This is a genomic window from Dyella koreensis (assembly GCF_044904565.1).
GTDB classification, from domain to species: domain Bacteria; phylum Pseudomonadota; class Gammaproteobacteria; order Xanthomonadales; family Rhodanobacteraceae; genus Dyella_D; species Dyella_D koreensis.
The window spans coordinates 1251749-1267701 of record NZ_JADIKD010000012.1; the positions used below are offsets into that span (position 1 = coordinate 1251749).

Below are 15953 nucleotides of genomic sequence, written 5' to 3' on the forward strand. Positions count from 1 at the left end.
CGTCGGCGGATGTCATGCAGGCCGCTATTTCATTCCGCGCGCAGCAGCCAGCCCTTGCCCGGTTCGACCGGAATCGCATCACCCGGCGCGAACGTCGCCGCAGGCTGGAAGCCTTGCACCTCCGCCGACACCAGCTTCATCTTGCGCGGGTCGAGGCCAAGCGCTTTCCAGTCGATGCTGAGCTTCACGTCGACTTTCTCTGGCGCCCAGGAGGCAATGGCGATCAACGTGCCTTGCCCCTTGCGCACATAACTGGTCGCCAGCACGTCGTCGCGCCCGGTCTTGACCGGCGTGTCGCGCACCCACCAGCCGATCATGTCGGCCTTGGCGATGTCGAACGCATCCCACAGCTTCCACAGTCCACGCGGATCACTGCCCGGCGACCAGCCAAGGCGGTTGGTCATGCCGAACAGCATGCCGCGCCACGGGTTGCCATCGTGCTGCAGCATCTCGCCCATCAGGCCATAGGGAATGCCGGAGATTTCGGTGAGCCAGTAATCGGGCGAAGTCTTCTCGTAATCGAATTCCTCGCCGAACCACAGACGGTCGATGTACGGAAACAGCTCCATATAGAGCAAGGTGCTGTTGATATAGCCGTCGCGCGGGTTGTACTGATTGGCCGAGTGCAGGTCGATCAGCGGATTCGGACGATGCGCCTGAAGCACTTTGCGCACACGCTTCATGGTGGTGCGGTCGTAGGCCACATCGTCGAGATACAGGCCATCGATACCCACGTTGCGGGCGAGCCAGTCCAGGCCTTCGATGTAGTAGTTGTGCCAGCGGCTCTGGCCTGCGTTGATCACCGCGGCGTCGCGGTTCTCCGGCACATGCCAGGCGGCGATGTAGTCGCCGTCGAGATGCTCCTGCAGCCAGGAGAAGCCGCCGCCCTTGCCGGCGCTGATCACCTCATGGCCCAGCGATTCCAGCATCGGCAACTCGGGCGCGCGGTCGGAGACTTCGCGCACGGTGTCGTAGATCTTCACCTTCATGCCGCGCTGATGCGCCGCATCGATGTAGTCGCGCATCGCCTTCGATTCGAGGAAGGGATAGTTGATCCACGGATTGATCGGCGTGGCATGGTGGATATTCACTACGTTCGCGCCGTCGGCCTTGATCGCGTCGAGGTCGCCGTACTTGTGGAAGAAGTGTTCGCTGAAATGCTGCGCGGGATTGATCGTCTTGAACGGCGTTACACGCATCACCAGGTCGTAATGCAGCGTTTCGCCGGCCTGCATGGTGCGCGGGCCGCTGAAGGCCTTGACCAGATAGCGCGCGTCGTCGCGATGCAAGGTGATGCCGCCCTTCCCGCCGTTGTCCCACGACACCGGCATGCGCAACGGCTGCTGGTGATAGAAGTTGGTGTTGAGCGGACGCAGGTAATGCTCGTCGCGCAGGTGGAACTCCACGCCCGCGTTGACCGCGCCGATCCAGGCGCCGTCCTGGTTGTTCTGCACATTCCAGGTCCAGCTGAAATCGGCCGGCGCGGCGGCACCGGTGCGGCCAAGACCGAGCTGGAACTTTGCCACGTCATTGCGCAGCGGCATCTCCAGACGAATATCACTGAGCGTGGCGGCTTTGGTGGCGGTGAGCGCAATGGCATAAGTCAGCGTGCCATCGGCTTCCAGCGAGGCCTCGACCTCACCCCGCAAGGGACCCGCGTTGCCCCCGACCGTCCAGTGCACTTTGCCGGGGCCATCCTTCTGCACACCAGGCGCGCCCTTGGCTTCCCACGCATGCGCGCCACTGCTGTCCTGCACGATCAACTGCACTGGCGCCGCAAGCAAGGCGCGCGGCTGCGCGGCAAGGCCCGTCATCTTCTCGTCGAAGCGGCTCTCGATCTGTGCCGGCAGACCATTGTTTCCCAGCTTTACCTCGCGCCCCAGAATGCCCAGCGTCGAGCCCTTCACCGTGATCGCCGTGAACGGATTCACCAGCGCGTCGTCCTGCGCCAGCGTGGAATTGAGCCAACGCAGACGGGTGAGCTTGAATGGATCATCATCGCCATGCGCAACCGCGGCACCGTCGCCCACCGTGATCACCAGCGGTACTTTCTGCGCGGGCACGCCCTCCGCGCTGACGGTGACTTCGCCGCGGTAGACACCGGGCTTCGCATCGGCGGGAATATCGAGCCCCATCCACAGCGGCTGTACGCGACCCTTGGCTACATCCACCTGCGCGGTGAAAGCTTGCCCGGTGAAATCCGTGCCGCCCAGATTGAAGCAGGTCAGCGCCTTGGCGGGGATCACAGCGCCTGCCGGGCCTTGCAAGTCCGCGAAGGCCACCTGCACATGGCTGATGGCGTTGTTCGGCGCCCACACGCCGACCTGGAAACTCAGGTATTCGCCGCGCAGCGCCGTGTCGCTCAACGCACCGCCCGGGCCGCGCTGAGCCCAGCGCTCGGGCAGCGTATCGAACATGCGCACGGGGTACGCGCGCGTTTCGGGAAACAGCAGCCAGGGTGCGTCCTTGTGCGCCGCGAGCAGCGATTGCAGTTCCGCAGGCGTGGCGGTGCGCTCCATGTCGGTATATGCGTCGAAATCGTCGACGGCTTCGTAGCGCAGCACCTTCGCCGACGGCAGCTTCTGCCAGTCCTTGCCCAGCTTGCGCGCCCAGCCGGCATCGGCACTGTCCTTCGGTGCCGCATAAGTCACCGTGGGATAGTTGCTGCGTCCGTTGCTGAGATAAGGCTGGTAGTAGATCGCGTAAGTGCCGGCTTTGGCCGCCTGGAACACCAGCTCGCCGTGCGCCTGATCGATCGCTCCGCGCAAAACGTTGGAGATCACCTCGCCATCCGGCCCTGTGACGACCACCGCCACCTGATCCGGATGCGCATCGCGACGGCGCCAGGGAATGTCCACGCGCACGGCTGCCGCGGGCGCGTCCACCTGCACGAGATAGCGATGATTGCCGAACTTCGAGGCATCCCAGCGCAATGCCGGCATGGAGGCCGATGGCGTGGCCATCATGGCGGGAGTCACCCCCAGCAACACACCCATCACCATCCACGCACAGCGCCGGTTATTCATTGCTACCCCACCACGTTCATGACGAAAGTTGAGGTGTTTAACCCGGTTTGCTATCGAGGGGCAAGTTCCAGACGTCTGAGAGCCTGTCCTCACCTTTCGCATGGCTCGCGCCGGGATCGGTTTGCGCGCAGGGCAAGGAAGAACGAGGGCGTGTACGTCCGTACACAACCGAGTGATGACGCAGACATGCGGGCAAACAGACCCGGCCCGGAGGGTTGAGTCGCAGTGGGCGCCATGCGGCGGCGCGCGGCTTGACCTGGCAGCCAGCCAGGCACTGCGCCACGCTCCACCGCATGGCGCCCACTGCGACTCAACGCGAGCTATGCGAAAGGCGAGGACAGGCTCTTATCAAGCACCACGATCGGTGCGAAGTGTGCGCACGTCCTCATCATGGCCCGCGGCGGAGCGCCCGCTGATCCAGCCAAACAGTGCGATGCCAACGATGATCAACAGTGCACCGAACGCGGAAAAACCGTGCGGCCACGCTTCGCCAAGGAAAATCGCACCAAGCACGGTCGCGAACAACAACTCCGCCGCCTGCATCGACTCCACCGCAGCCAGCGCGGTGGGTTCGCTGCGCACCATGTCGGTGGCGCGAAAGAACAGCACGGTGGCGATCACACCGGATGAAAGTGCCACACCGCCAGCCAGCCACACCTCGCGCCAGCCGGGCGGCCCGACGGTGAACCACACGACCACGGCCAGCAGCCACCACAGCGGCCAACTGCACAGGGTCATACCAAACACGCGCTGCACCGCGGTCAGTTGCGTGCCTTCGCGCTCCATATGCAGAAGCAGCATGCGATTGCCCAGCGGATAAGCAAAAGCAGACACCGCCACCGCAGCGATCGCCAGCCAGTCACCGGCATGCAGCTGCCCTTGCGCGTGTCCCCATTGCAGCGCAAACACACCCAGCACAATCAGCAAGCCAATGGCGAGGCTGCGCCATGCGAGATGCCGCCGATGATCCCGATAGATCAACGGCGCCATCAACGGCCCCGCCAACACCGTGGTCTGGAAACTGCCCGCGATCAGCCACGACGGCCCACTGCTCGCTGCCCAGGTCAGCGGCACGCCGAACAACACAAAACCCACGCTGCTCCACAGCAACCAGGTACGCGGATGCCGGCGCAGTTCCTGCGGCAAAGTACCGGCACCGCCCTGCCAGGGCAGCACCAGCGCCAGCAAAGGCAAAGTGATCAGATAACGCAGGATGCCGGCCCATACCCAATGTCCACCACCGGCCACGAGGCTGCGGTTGAGCACATAGGTCAGCGTGAAGAACAACGCCGAGCACAGCGCGAGCCCTACGGCGGCGGGAGCATGGGAGCGCATCGGGATCCTGCGAACGAAAAAGACGCGGCTAGTATGCCGACGAGCTTCTTCGTCGCCTAATGATGGTAGGAGCGCACCCTGTGCGCGAACCGGCGTGGCAGGTCGCAAACCGGCCGTCGGCCAGTTTGTCGCGCACAGGGTGCGCTCCTACCCGGAGATGAGCGGCAAACGCAGCCGGACTTCCAGTCCGCCGCCTTCGGCATTGCGCGCATGGATGTCACCGCCATGCACCTGGGTCACGCGCTGCACGATGGCAAGGCCGAGTCCGTGTCCTTCTGCGCGCGCCGCATTGCTGCCGCGGAAGAACGGCCGGAACAACTGCTCCAGCTCCTCGTCCGGTACGCCCGGACCATGATCACGGACAGTCAGTTCCGCCATCCCTTCCACGGCACGCACGCCAAGTTCGATGGATCCACCTTCGGGATTGAACTTGATCGCGTTCGCCAGAAGATTGTCCAGTGCACGCTCCAATAGCTGCGCATTGCCGGACACCATCAGGGCACCCTCGACCGCAAGATGCAGCTGAACCTTGCGCGCAGCGGCTTCCAGCTCGACTTGCGCAACACCGTCGCACGCCACTTCGGCGAGATCCACGCGTTCACGCTCCATGCCGGGGAGCCCGCCTTCCATCCGGGATAGCGCCAGCATTTCGCCGGTCATGCGGTCGAGCCGGCCGATCTCCTGTTCGGCCTGCCGGAAATACGCAGCGGCTTGATCGGCATCACTGCGTTGGGCGAGATCGAGGATCAGATGCAGACGCGCCAGCGGCGAACGCAGTTCATGCGAGAGATCTTGCAGCACACCGCGATCGTGCGATACCAGCGCCTCGATGCGTTCGGCCATGGCGTCAAAGTCATGCGCAAGCTGGGACAACTCGCCGGGCCCTTTGCGCCCTTCCGGCCCGACGCGCGTCGACAGCTCACCTGATGCCATGCGCTTGGTGGCGTCACGCAGTGCCTCCACCGGCCTGGCGACGCTGCGCGCCACCCACCAGCCCACCAGGCCGATAAACAACAGAGAAAGACCGAACTGGAATGCCAGGAAAATCTGCTCGCGTGTCTGCTGTGTCATGCGTACATGAGTGCGGCTCAACGCCACCAGCTGCCGCACCTTGCCATCCTTGCCGGTCACCTGCTGCACGGCGAGATAGAGACGCGGATAGGGCTGCATCACCATGTCGCGTCCTTCGGCCAGCCAGTCCGGCAACGACTGACGCATGGCAGGCGGCAGGCGCATGGGAGTCAGCGCCTGTCCGTTCTCGAACAGCGTGGCATCGATACCCTCCTGTCGCTGCTCCGCCGCCCATGCCTGCAGGGCCGGTGTGCCGCCACTGTCGTAGGCCTGCCCTGCACCTTCCGCCAATGAAGCCCAGTTGATCTCGACCGCGGTGGTGTATTCGATGAAACGCCGCGTCAGAAACCCGCCGAGCACCAGCACCAGCAGGTTGACCACAAAGAACCACACCAGCAGGCGCCCGTAGAGCGAGCTCTTGAAAGGACTCATGCCGTCGCTCCCGCCACCAGCACGTAGCCGGCGCCACGCACGGACTCGATGCGCGGCGACTGCTCCGAAGCTTCGGCCAGCTTGTGCCGCAGCCGGCTGATGTGCACATCCACACTGCGGTCGAAACGCTCCAGCTCGCGCCCGAGAGCCAGGCGCGTCAGCGAGGCCTTGTCCACCAGCTCACCCGTGCGCTGCGCCAGGGCGAGCAGCAGCATGAACTCGGCGCCGGTCAGGCTCAGCTCCTTGTCCGCGGCATAAGCGCGACGCTCGCCCGGCAGCAGGCGCAACACACCCACTTCCACCGTACCCGTCGCTGCAGGTGCGTTACGGCGCAGCTGCGCACGTACGCGTGCCAGCAATTCGCGTGGGAGGCAGGGTTTGGAAAGATAGTCGTCCGCGCCCAGTTCAAGACCAATCACCCGGTCCACCGGCTCGCCGCGCGCCGACAGCATGATCACCGGCAAGCGGTGCTGCAGACGCAATTCGCGCAGGGTTTCCAGGCCATCGCGGCCCGGCATCATCACGTCGAGAACCAAGAGATCGGGACGCTGCGAAGGATGGCGCAACAGCGTCAGGGCGGTGTCGCCATCGTGCGCGACATCCACGGTAAAACCTTCGCGCCGAAGGTATTCGGCCAGCAGGTCGGTCAGTGCGCGGTCGTCGTCAACAAGCAGGATTCTGGACATGCGTTCATTAGAACCTGTCAGAACTTGCGATGGCAGCCATACCACCAGCTTTACGCATCTTTACCTTTCCGCAAAGAACATACACACCGGGGTGTCGTCAAATACTCCGCAAGTCCCCCAACCACGAAAGGCACGACCTATGCGCAAGAATCTCCTCCTTGGCCTGGCTCTGGCTTCGGCCATGACTCTCACCACCGTTGCCGTTGCTGCCGGTCAGGATGGCGGCTTCCGTGGCGGCCATGGTCACCACGGCCACGCCATGCTGATGGGCATGGACAAGCTCAACCTGACCGACGCCCAGCGCACCAGCATCAAGCAGCTGGTGAAGAGCAGCTTCGAGCAGAACAAGTCGCAGCGTCAGAACCTGCGCCAGCAGCGCGAAGCCTTCGAAGCGATGACGCCTGATCAGGTCGGCTATCAGTCCGCCGCCGCCAGCCTGGGCCAGGCAGAAGCCAGCGCCCTGCAGGCACGCATCCAGCAGCGCGCTGCCCTGCGCACGCAGATCTACGCCCTGCTGACCCCGGCGCAGAAAACCCAGCTCGCCTCGCTGAAGGCCGAGCGCCAGGCACGCAAGGAACAGTGGGAACAGTTCAAGGCCCAGCATCCCACCCAGTCTGCCGGTACGTCGTCGTCGGGTGCGACGTCCGCTCAGTAAGCTCTCCAACCCGATAGGTAGCACCCCGGTGGGACGGCGCCCGTGGCAACACGGGCGCCGTTTTTTTGCGAACAGTGCCCAATGCTTTTGCTTCTGATCTTCGCCCCTCGTGTGCGATGGCGAGAGCTGGACGACAAAGCTTCGACGAAAGTCATTCGACCGTCTGGCACTGGAAAAAGCGCAGCTACAGGGCGCACCGCCTGCTCTTCAGGCCATTTCTCTTTGGTTACTTTCTCTTTGGGCCAGCAAAGAGAAAGTGACCCGGACCGCGGCAGCGGTTCGGAAGCCCGCGGCAGGCGAGCCAGAGCACGCAGACGCGACAACCGTGCGACAACGCCACTGGATTCCGGCCTGCGCCGGAATGACGAAATTGAGATGGCGTCGTGAGCTCCGTCACCCCAATCCTCTCCCCTGGGGGGAGAGGAAGTGAAAACACTCATGCATCATTGATCACAGAAGCCCCCGTCGCAGCCACCTGCGCATCCTGCACAGACTGCATCCCCGACACACCGATGGCCCCAATCACCCGCCCATCGCGGCACAACGGCAAACCACCATCAAGCGGCAGCAGATTGGACATGCCCAACAGCCGCAAACCGAGTCCGCCCTCCTTCACCGCATCCTCGAACAGCTTCGACGGACGACGGAAATTCACGGCGGTTTCCGCCTTGCCTTGCGCCACCGTCACACTGCCATGCTGGGCATCGTCAAACGCATGCAGCATCACCAGATGGCCACTGCTGCTGACGATGGCAATCACCATGGGCCAACCATGGCGGCGTGCCTCGGCCTCCGCGGCCGCCATCACTCGCGAAGCGTCGTCGAGCGTGATGGGCGGCCCATACTTCATCAATATGCTCATGCGGCAGAAGTCCCGGCAAGGCTGTCGAAGAAGTCGCGCAACAGGGGCATCACGATCTCGGGCGCTTCCATGTTGGTGTGGTGTCCGGCATCAGGAATCAACGCAAGACGCGCGTGTGGCATGCCATTCACCAGCTCCCGCGCTAGCTCGATATATTCGGGCTGATCTTCCTCGCCGACGATAATCAGCGCGGGCACCCGCAAAGCAGCGAGGTGATCCAGCACCGAACGTTGCGGATCGCGCTGCCATTGCGAGTGGCGCCAGTAACCGTCGTTGCGATTGAAATTCCACGCGCTCATCGCGCGGACGCGTTCTCGCGCACCGGGAGCGCTTTGTTCGGGCGAACGGCGCGGTCCATCGACAAAGGTGTACAGCGAGCTTTCGAGCATCGCGTCGGCATTACCGCGCTGGAAGGCGTCGACGAAGGTGCGCGCCTCAGGCGTGCTGCCCGGATAGCGTCCCCAGTAGCCCGTACCGATCAACACGAGCCCACTGACCCGCTTGGGATGCGCCAGCGCGAAGTCCAGCGCGGCGGCTGCGCCACCGGAACAGCCCAACAGCGCGGTGCGTTCGATGCCATGGGCATCCAGTACGGCGGCAAGGTCCTCGTAATGAACGAAAGGTGCCTCCGGCATGGAAGAGCGACCGAAGCCACGCAGGTCATAGCGCAGCACGCGGTGTGTGTCTGCGAATGCCGCGAACTCGACATCCCATTGCCCGCTGTCGATCAGGAAGCCGTGCAGCATGGTGATGGCCTCGCCCTGCCCAGCCAGCTCGGCATGCAGATGCGCACCATCAACTTCGACCCAGCGTGCATGCGGCACGGTAAGTTCCTTGCGACGCGTTTGTGTGCGTGACATGAGTGATGACTCCCTGGCTCAGCGGCTCGCGCGCACGTCGCGCGCTTCGACGGCGTCGACGAATACCGGTGGCGCGTAGCCGGCCGGCTTGTCGCCCACCGCCACACCGCCGTGAATACGCGTCTGCTGACGGTCGACAAACATGTAGTACGGGAACGGCGCGTACGGTGCGCTGGCCTGATCCAGTCGTGCGCGCAGTTCATCTGGCAGAGTGAAATCGAGTGCGGCCAGGTTGTCGTCGAGCTGTGACAGCTTGGTGGCGCCGACGATCAGCGACGCGATACCGGGCTGGTTGGCGGCCCAGTTCAATGCGACCTGCGCCATGCTGTGTCCGCTCTCGCGCGCTACTTGTTCCAGCGCCGCCACGATCTGCCAATTGCGCTCGGTGAAGCGCTCGAAGCCCGGCGCCGCGGTGACCTTGGCCAGACGGCCTTCGCCTTCGCCGCCCGCCTGGCTGGGACGGTATTTGCCGGAAAGCATGCCCATGCCGAGCGGGCTCCATGCAGTGATGCCCATGCCCAACTGCGTCGCCAGCGATACGTATTCGTGCTCGATATGGCGTTCGATCAGCGAGTACTCGAGTTGCAGGTTCACCAACGGGGTGAGCGCGTGCGCCTCGGCGAAGGTCTGCGCGCGGGCGGCGTACCAGGCCGGCACGTCGGACAGGCCCGCGTAGCGGATCTTGCCGGCGCGCACCAGGTCGTCCAGCGTACGCACCACTTCTTCGGCCGGCGTGATGCGGTCCCAGGTGTGCAGCAGATAGAGGTCGATGTAGTCGGTGCGCAGGCGGCGCAGCGAGCCTTCCACGGCGCGCATGATGTTCTTGCGTCCATTGCCGCCGGCATTGGGATTGCCGGGCTGTGCGTTGTAGCTGAACTTGGTGGAGATCACCACGCGGTCGCGCACACCGGCCTGCTCCACAAACTTGCCCAGCATCGTTTCACTGGTGCCTTCGGTGTACATGTCGGCGGTGTCGATGAAATTGCCACCAGCGGCGAGGTAGCGATCGAACATGGCGCGCGCGGTGTCTTCCGCGGCGCCCCAGCCCCAGTCGTCGCCGAAGGTCATGGTGCCCAGGGTGAGGCGGCTGACGCGAAGGCCGGAACGGCCGAGGGTGAAGTACTGGTCGAGCGACATGGCGTGTTCCTCCGGTTGGGATGGGCACAGTCTGTCGCTTGCCATTACGTAGAAAAATACCGATCCTCTTGATGCGTTATTAAGCAAGGCTAATCAATGAGAGACGATCACACCCCCGCCCTGCGCGCCTTCCACCTGATCGCGCGGCACGGCAGCTTCACCCGCGCGGCGGCGGAGCTGGAGGTGACCGCGTCCGCGCTGAGCCAGACCATGCGCCAGCTCGAGCAGCGCATCGGGGTGCGCCTGTTGCAACGGACCACGCGCAAGGTCGGCCTGACCGAGGCGGGCCGGCAGTTTCTCGACCGCATTACGCCGGCGCTCGCCGTCATCGACAGCGCATTGGACGAACTGCGCCAGCATGGCGACCGCCCTGCCGGCACCTTGCGCATCACCGTGCCGCAGATCGTGCTGGACTGGCTGATCGCGCCGATGCAAACCGACTTCCTGCGCGCGTGGCCGGAGATCAAGCTGGATATCGACGTGAACGGCGGGCTGGTCGATCTGGTGGCCGGTGGTTACGACGCCGGCATCCGCCTCGGCGAGCGGCTGGCGCGCGACATGGTGGCGGTGCCGGTGGGTGGCCCTGTGCGTTCCGTCGTAGTGGGTTCGCCCCGCTACCTCAAACAACACGGACGCCCGCAGCATCCGCGCGATCTGCAGGATCATGTATGCATTCGCAACCGCTACATCAGCAGCGGCGCAATCTACCGTTGGGAATTCGCGCAACGCAGCCGCTGGTTCGAAATCGATGTGGACGGACCGCTGATCGTCAACGATCTCGCGCTCGCCATCCGCGCCGCACTGGACGGTCTTGGCCTGTCACACACGGTGGAGCCGGCCGTGCGCGAACACATCGCCGCCGGCCGGCTCGAAACCGTGCTGGATACCTGGCTGCCGCCGTACGAAGGCTTCTATCTCTACTATCCCAGCCGCTTCCAGGTGCCACCGAAGCTGCGCGCTCTGATGGATTTCCTGCGCGAGCGCATGCAGCCGTAGGAGCGCACCCTGTGCGCGAGAGCCCTGCAACGCAGGGCCGCTCTTTTCTCTTCATGTGGCAAAGGCGGCCCTGCTAACGCAGGGCTTTCGCGCACAGGGTGCGCTCCTACCGGCGGTGCGGAGGCTTTGCCGGGATCGCAAACAGGCGCTCAGCGATAGCGCCAATGCCCTTCCACCCACACATGCGGCGGCCCCCAATAGCCCGGCACCCAGACACCGCCATGGCGAGGTGCCACTACGACGCAACCACTCAGCGACAGACTGGCTACGACGGATATGGCGGCTAACAGGAAATACGTTCTGAGGCGTGACATGGAGACGCTCCAAAGCAGGGAGGTGCCTCGGAAAACGTCGTGTTACGTAGCGCGCTGACGTCGCAAATAAGTACGGATGCTTGGCGTTCAGCCCCGCGCCAATCGCTCAACCACGGCACGATAGCGAGCGGCGATACCGGCTTCATCGTGATGGTGGAAATCGCGCACCACCCAGCGCCCGCCGCACATCACATGACGCACCAGCGGCACGTTGCCGGCGAACAGAAAACTGTCGATCAGCGAGCGCGAGTCGCGGGCGGCCAACAGCGGCGCCTCATCGTCCAGCACCAGCAGATCCGCACGCGCCGCCGTGCGCAACTCGCCCACCGGCATCGCAGCCGCCCGCGCACCGCCGTGCAACGCGGCACGCCATAGCGTTTCGCCCACGCTGTCGCCTTCGCGCCGTGCGGCGATGTTGCGATGGCGCGTGGACAGGCGCTGGCCGTACTCCAGCCAGCGCAGTTCTTCCACCGGCGAAATCGAGATATGCGAATCCGAACCGATGCCCAGCGTGCCGTGCGCATCGAGATAATCGGCCAGCGGGAACAGGCCGTCGCCGAGATTCGCCTCGGTGGTCGGGCACAGACCGGCGACAGCGCCGCTACGTGCAAGGCGCGAGGTTTCGTGGCCGGTCAGATGGGTGGCATGCACCAGCGTCCAGCGCTTATCGACATCGGCATGATCCAGCAGCCATTCGACCGGACGCGAGCCACGCGTAGCGAGGCAGTCCTGCACTTCGCCGATCTGCTCCGCGATATGGATATGGATGGGCACATCCTTTGCTGCACTGGTCGCCAGCAGGCTGCGCATCGCCTCTTCCGGCACGGCGCGCAGTGAATGCAGGGCGATGCCGACGCGAAGGTCGTCGCGCTCGTGGCTGCGCAGAGTTTCCAGCAGATGCACATAGGCCGACAGGTCGTGACCGAAGCGGCGCTGGCGCACGGTGAGTGGGCGTCCATCGAAGCCACCGGTCATGTACAGCACCGGCAGCAGTGTCAGCGCGATGCCGGCTTCGCGCGCCGCCTCGATCAGCGCCAGCGACATCGCCTCCGGCTGCGCGTACGGCGTGCCGTCGGGCTGGTGATGCAGGTAGTGGAACTCGCAGACCTGGGTATAGCCGGCCTTGAGCATCTCGACATACAGCTGCGCGGCGATCGCCTTCAGTTCCTCGGGGCCGACCTTGGCGGCGAATGCATACATCGTTTCGCGCCAGGTCCAGAAACTGTCGTCGCTTTTCCCTTTGCGCTCGGCGAGGCCGGCCATGGCGCGCTGGAAAGCGTGCGAATGCAGATTAGGCATACCTGGCAGCACCCAGCCGCCCAGCCGCTCCGCACTGCCTTCCGGGGGCGCCACATGGCCGCTCGCATCCACGGCAAAGGCGCCATCGGTGCTCCATCCATCGGCCAGCCAGAGCTGGTCAGCGCTGTAGGTGCGGGCGGTGTCGCTCATTGTGTGGCTCCGGTGCGAATGCCGCGGAGTGTAACCGGCCCCGCTGACGGCCGGGTTCATCGGGCGTGGACTTCGCTACGGCATAATGCGCGAATGGCCAAGAAGACCAACGAGCACACCCCCAAGCTGCTGGTGCGCCAGGCGACGCCTGCCGATGTACCGGCCCTGGTCGATCTCACCGCCCGCGTATATACGCCCGAATGGGGGCATGCGGCGGAAATGCTGCGCTCCCAGCAGACACATTTCCCCGAAGGCCAGTTCGTGGTCGAGTACGAAGGCCAGATCGTCGGCTACTGCGCCACGTTCCGCATCGACGAAGCCACCGCGCTGGCACCGCATACCTGGATGCAGATCACCGGCGGCGGCATGGCCTCGCGCCACAAGCCGGACGGCAACTGGCTGTACGGGATGGAAGTGGTGGTGCATCCGGACTATCGCGGCATGCGCATCGGCCAGCGCCTGTATCACGCGCGCAAGCAGCTATGCAGCGATCTGAAGCTGCGCGGCATCGTGTTCGGCGGACGCATCCCGGGGCTGGCCAAGAACATGCAGCGCTACGGTAGCGCCGAGGCTTACGTGCAGGCCGTGGTGGAAGGCAAGCGGCGCGACCTCACCCTGAGCTTCCAGCTCAGCAATGATTTCGAAGTGATCGGCGTCATCCGCGGCTACGTGCCATCGGATTACGAATCGCTCGGCTATGCGGCGCACTTGGTATGGCGCAATCCGCGCCTGCTCAATCAGCCGGATATTCCGTCGATCCCGACGCCGCAGCGCCTCCCCGATTCGGTGCGCGTGGCTTCGGTGCAGTACCAGCAGCGCCGGATCAAATCGTTCGACGAATTCGCCACGCAGGTGGAGTACTTCACCGACATCGCGGCGGATTACAGCGCGGATTTCGTCACCTTTCCGGAATTGATCACGCTGCAGTTGCTGTCGATCGAGAACGCGGAGCTGTCGCCGGTGGAGTCCATCCGCAAGCTCAGCCAGTACACGCCGCAGGTGAAGGAACTCTTCAGCCGGCTGGCGGTGCACTACAACATCAACATCGTTGCGGGCTCGCATCCCACCGAACAGGCCAATGGCGATATCCATAACGTCTGTTATGTATGCCTGCGCGACGGCTCGATCCACGAGCGCGAAAAGATCCACCCGACGCCGAGCGAGCGCACGGTGTGGAACATCATCGGCGGCGACAGTGCGGCCACGGTGCAGACCGACTGCGGCCCGATCGGCGTGATGATCTGCTATGACTCCGAATTCCCCGAAGTCGCACGCCACCTCACCGACCAGGGCGCACTGATCCTGTTCGTGCCGTTCTGCACCGACGTGCGCGAGGGTTATCTGCGCGTGCGCTATTGCTCGCAGGCACGCGCCATCGAGAACCAGTGCTATGTGGTGCTATCAGGCAACGTCGGCAATCTGCCGGGCGTGAACAACTTCGATATCCAGTACGGCCAGAGCTGCATCCTCACGCCGAGTGATTTTCCATTCGCGCGCGACGGCATTGCGGCGGATTCGCAGCCGAACATCGAGACCGTGCTGTTCGCCGATCTGCGGCTGGAAAGCCTGGCCCGCGCGCGCAACGCCGGGGCAGTGCAGAACCTGAAGGACCGCCGTTTCGATCTGTACGAAACCCGCTGGATGACCAAGCGCGACAGCCAGTCATGAGCGAGCAGGACGACGCTCGCGACACCTCGCCCGAACCGCGTGGGCGTTTTCAGCGACTGGCCGATTCCGAATTGTTCTCGCCGGTGCAATGGCGCCGGCGTGTGCTGTTCTGGAGCGGCGCCGTATTGGTCGGCCTGGCCGCGGTCGGTTTCGCGCAGGCCGCCGACTACGTGTTCGGGCTGTTTCATGCGGTGGTGACGCATAGCCGCTGGTGGGCGTTTGTGATCACGCCGCTGATGTTCGCCCTGCTCGCCTGGCTGACCCAGGGCGCGCTCAAGCCCACGCGTGGCTCCGGTATTCCCCAGGCCATCGCCGCACTGAAAGTGGAGGACGAAGGTTTTCGCCAGAGCCTGCTTTCGTTGCGCGTCGCCATCGGCAAGATGTCGCTGACACTGGCCGCCCTGCTCGGCGGTGCATCGGTGGGACGCGAAGGTCCTACCGTACACGTCGGTGCCGGCCTGCTGTATTCGCTGGGACGGCGTTTCGGTTTTGCCGACCCATCGGCGGCAGGCCGTTTCATTCTCGCGGGCTCCGCCGCAGGCCTTGCCGCGGCGTTCAATACGCCGCTGGCTGGCGTGGTGTTCGCCATCGAGGAAATGAGCGGTGCCTTCGAACATCGCATGAGCGGCATTCTGCTGACGGCGGTGATCATTGCCGGCGTCGTGTCGCTCGGCATTCTCGGCAATTACGCCTACTTCGGACGCATGGACATCGGCCTGCCACTAGGCAAAGCGTGGTGGGCCGTGCTCGCCACCGGCCTGATCTGCGGACTGGCGGGGGGATTGTTTGCGCGCCTGATCCTGCCGCATGACCGCGGCGTGCGCGGTTTTATCGGGCGGCTGCGCGGGCACCAGCCAGTGATCTTCGCCGCCTGTTGCGGACTGGCGCTGGTACTGCTGAGTCAGCTCACGCATACCGGCCTGTACGGCACCGGCTACGCGCAGGCCAAAGCGATTCTCGAAGGGCACACCGATACCACAGCAGGTTTTGGCGTGCTGAAGTTCTTCGGCAATATCGCCTCGTTCTGGGCCGGTATTCCAGGCGGCATCTTCTCACCCGCGCTGGCTGTCGGCGCCGGGCTGGGTGACAACATCAGCGCGCTGGTGCCGGGTACCGATGCTTCCGCGGTGGTATTGCTGGCGATGGCGGCGTATCTCTCCGGCGTAACGCAGGCGCCACTCACCGCCACGGTGATCTCGATGGAGCTCACGGCCAATCAGCAGATGGCGATTCCGATCATGGCCACCTGCCTGCTGGCGCGTGCGGCTTCTTCCTTGCTATGCCGCAAGCCGGTGTATCGCGCACTGGCGGACCGGCTGATCGAGAGCTACGAGCACGAGGTCGCGCAACGCAAGGCGCAAGCAGAAAACGAGAGCGAGGCCGACGTCGAGGCCATGGTGGAAGATCCAGCTACGCCGATCCCACCCGATACATTCGTTCCACCTGAACATTCCCTCTGAAT

Annotated in this window: 13 protein-coding genes; 4 read left to right on the plus strand and 9 right to left on the minus strand. The window is 64.3% G+C overall.

Annotated features, from left to right (window positions below):
- Positions 1–29: 29 nt before the first annotated feature.
- The 4 genes from ISS97_RS20690 to ISS97_RS20705 all read right to left on the minus strand — a co-directional run bounded on the left by ISS97_RS20690 (position 30) and on the right by ISS97_RS20705 (position 6550).
- Positions 30–3026, minus strand: coding sequence for a glycoside hydrolase domain-containing protein (locus tag ISS97_RS20690; protein WP_379984287.1), 2997 nt, complete (start codon positions 3024–3026; stop codon positions 30–32).
- Between the two features lie 348 nt (positions 3027–3374).
- Complete coding sequence (locus ISS97_RS20695; RefSeq protein ID WP_379984286.1) at positions 3375–4361, minus strand: DMT family transporter; 987 nt, start codon at positions 4359–4361, stop codon at positions 3375–3377.
- 147 nt (positions 4362–4508) lie between these two features.
- Positions 4509–5864 (minus strand): sensor histidine kinase, encoded by a 1356-nt coding sequence (locus ISS97_RS20700; protein ID WP_379984285.1) that lies wholly within the window; start codon positions 5862–5864, stop codon positions 4509–4511.
- A complete protein-coding gene (locus ISS97_RS20705) occupies positions 5861–6550 on the minus strand; it encodes a response regulator (RefSeq protein WP_379984284.1) in 690 nt (229 codons plus the stop codon). The genes ISS97_RS20700 and ISS97_RS20705 overlap by 4 nt, the downstream gene beginning before the upstream one ends.
- A 139-nt stretch (positions 6551–6689) precedes the next feature.
- Here ISS97_RS20705 and ISS97_RS20710 point away from each other — a divergent pair, with 139 nt between their 5' ends.
- Positions 6690–7205 (plus strand): Spy/CpxP family protein refolding chaperone, encoded by a 516-nt coding sequence (locus ISS97_RS20710; protein ID WP_379984283.1) that lies wholly within the window; start codon positions 6690–6692, stop codon positions 7203–7205.
- A 436-nt stretch (positions 7206–7641) separates the two neighbouring features.
- Here the strand turns inward: ISS97_RS20710 and ISS97_RS20715 are convergent, their stop codons facing one another.
- From ISS97_RS20715 to ISS97_RS20725, 3 genes are read right to left on the minus strand one after another with little or no spacing between them, the layout of a single operon-like run.
- The gene (locus ISS97_RS20715) at positions 7642–8067 is read right to left on the minus strand and encodes a GlcG/HbpS family heme-binding protein (RefSeq protein WP_379984282.1); all 426 of its coding nucleotides are present in this window, start codon (positions 8065–8067) and stop codon (positions 7642–7644) included.
- Positions 8064–8927: an alpha/beta fold hydrolase gene (locus tag ISS97_RS20720; protein ID WP_379984281.1), complete on the minus strand. Its 864-nt coding sequence runs from the start codon at positions 8925–8927 to the stop codon at positions 8064–8066. The genes ISS97_RS20715 and ISS97_RS20720 overlap by 4 nt, the downstream gene beginning before the upstream one ends.
- Positions 8928–8945: 18 nt before the next feature.
- A complete protein-coding gene (locus ISS97_RS20725; RefSeq protein ID WP_379984280.1) occupies positions 8946–10064 on the minus strand; it encodes an aldo/keto reductase in 1119 nt (372 codons plus the stop codon).
- Positions 10065–10160: 96 nt separating this feature from the next.
- On the opposite strand from ISS97_RS20725, the gene ISS97_RS20730 reads away from it, so the two are divergent.
- Positions 10161–11060: a LysR family transcriptional regulator gene (locus tag ISS97_RS20730; RefSeq protein WP_379984279.1), complete on the plus strand. Its 900-nt coding sequence runs from the start codon at positions 10161–10163 to the stop codon at positions 11058–11060.
- 149 nt (positions 11061–11209) lie between these two features.
- On the opposite strand, the gene ISS97_RS20735 is transcribed toward ISS97_RS20730, so the two are convergent.
- Together ISS97_RS20735 and ISS97_RS20740 are read right to left on the minus strand one after the other, a co-directional pair.
- Positions 11210–11374 (minus strand): hypothetical protein, encoded by a 165-nt coding sequence (locus ISS97_RS20735; RefSeq protein WP_379984278.1) that lies wholly within the window; start codon positions 11372–11374, stop codon positions 11210–11212.
- A gap of 87 nt (positions 11375–11461) precedes the next feature.
- On the minus strand, positions 11462–12823 hold the full coding sequence (locus tag ISS97_RS20740; RefSeq protein WP_379984277.1) for a formimidoylglutamate deiminase: 1362 nt from the start codon (positions 12821–12823) through the stop codon (positions 11462–11464).
- 93 nt (positions 12824–12916) lie between these two features.
- On the opposite strand from ISS97_RS20740, the gene ISS97_RS20745 reads away from it, so the two are divergent.
- Together ISS97_RS20745 and ISS97_RS20750 are read left to right on the plus strand one after the other, a co-directional pair.
- The gene (locus ISS97_RS20745; RefSeq protein ID WP_379984276.1) at positions 12917–14491 is read left to right on the plus strand and encodes a GNAT family N-acetyltransferase; all 1575 of its coding nucleotides are present in this window, start codon (positions 12917–12919) and stop codon (positions 14489–14491) included.
- Complete coding sequence (locus ISS97_RS20750) at positions 14488–15951, plus strand: chloride channel protein (protein WP_379984275.1); 1464 nt, start codon at positions 14488–14490, stop codon at positions 15949–15951. The genes ISS97_RS20745 and ISS97_RS20750 overlap by 4 nt, the downstream gene beginning before the upstream one ends.
- Positions 15952–15953 lie beyond the last annotated feature (2 nt).